The 905-nt window shown below is 70.7% G+C and carries 1 protein-coding gene and 1 pseudogene; both read left to right on the forward strand.

All coding sequences use genetic code 11. The features are described 5' to 3' along the window. A pseudogene (locus tag D7X12_RS45690) lies at positions 1-170 on the forward strand (GspE/PulE/PilB domain-containing protein); the annotation flags it as partial. A 9-nt stretch (positions 171-179) separates the two neighbouring features. Next, positions 180-905 (forward strand): cyclic di-GMP-binding domain-containing protein, MshE-related (locus D7X12_RS41580; protein WP_120630586.1); only part of this gene is annotated, 726 nt, incomplete at its 3' end.

Consider the following 905-nt stretch of genomic DNA (forward strand, 5'->3'; position numbering starts at 1 on the left):
CCGCGGCGGAGGCCCAGCGCGCGGCGTCTTCGGGCAGCCCCGCGGAGCTGCTCAAGAGCGTGGAGGAGGTCCAGCGCAAGGAGGTCGCGGCGCTCAAGGCCATGGTGGAGCTGCTCATCGAGAAGGGCGTTTTTTCCCGCGAGGAATACCTCGCCAAGGTCAAGCGGTAGCCAGCGGCCATGCGCAAGAAGATTGGTGAACTCCTCGTCCAGGCCGGAGTGGTCACGGACGAGCAGGTGAAGCAGGCCTTGGCCTCCGGGCGGCGCGGTCAGGGCCGCAAGCTGGGCGAGGTGCTGGTGTCCATGGGCCTGTGCACCGGCCGGGACATCGCGCGCGCGCTGGCCGCCCAGCACGAGCTGCCCTTCATGGTGCTCCCCGAGTACATCCCGCATGCGGTGTCCTCGCTGGTGTCCATGGATTTCCAGACCGAGCACCGCGTGCTGCTCTTCGCGCTGGAGCCGGATGGCCGCAGCGAGAAGCTCCACGTGGCGGTGGAAGACCCCGGCAACCTGATGCTGGTGGACGAGCTGCGCTTCCAACTGCGCAAGCCCTTGAAGGTGTTCGTCGTCGCGCCGGACGACCTCGACCGGGCGCTCGCGCGCGGCCGGGGTGAAGCCCTGGACATCGTGGAGGCCGAACCCATGGACATGGACCTGGATGAGGACGACTCGCCGGACATCCTGCCGTCGCCTCCCGTCGCGGCCCGGCCGCCCTCGCGTCCGCCGGCTCCGCCGACGCTGGACTGGGACCTGCCGCCGCCGCCGCCGGCCGACTCGCGTCCCGACGGCGCGGACGTGCTGGAGGACCTGCTGGGCGTGAAGCCCCGGGCCGCGCCGGGAGGCGACGGCAGGATGTCCGGCGAGTCGTCCTCATCCTGGTCCATGTCCATGGGTTCGGCCTCCACG

The organism is Corallococcus sicarius, from assembly GCF_003611735.1.
Taxonomy (GTDB): Bacteria; Myxococcota; Myxococcia; order Myxococcales; family Myxococcaceae; genus Corallococcus; species Corallococcus sicarius.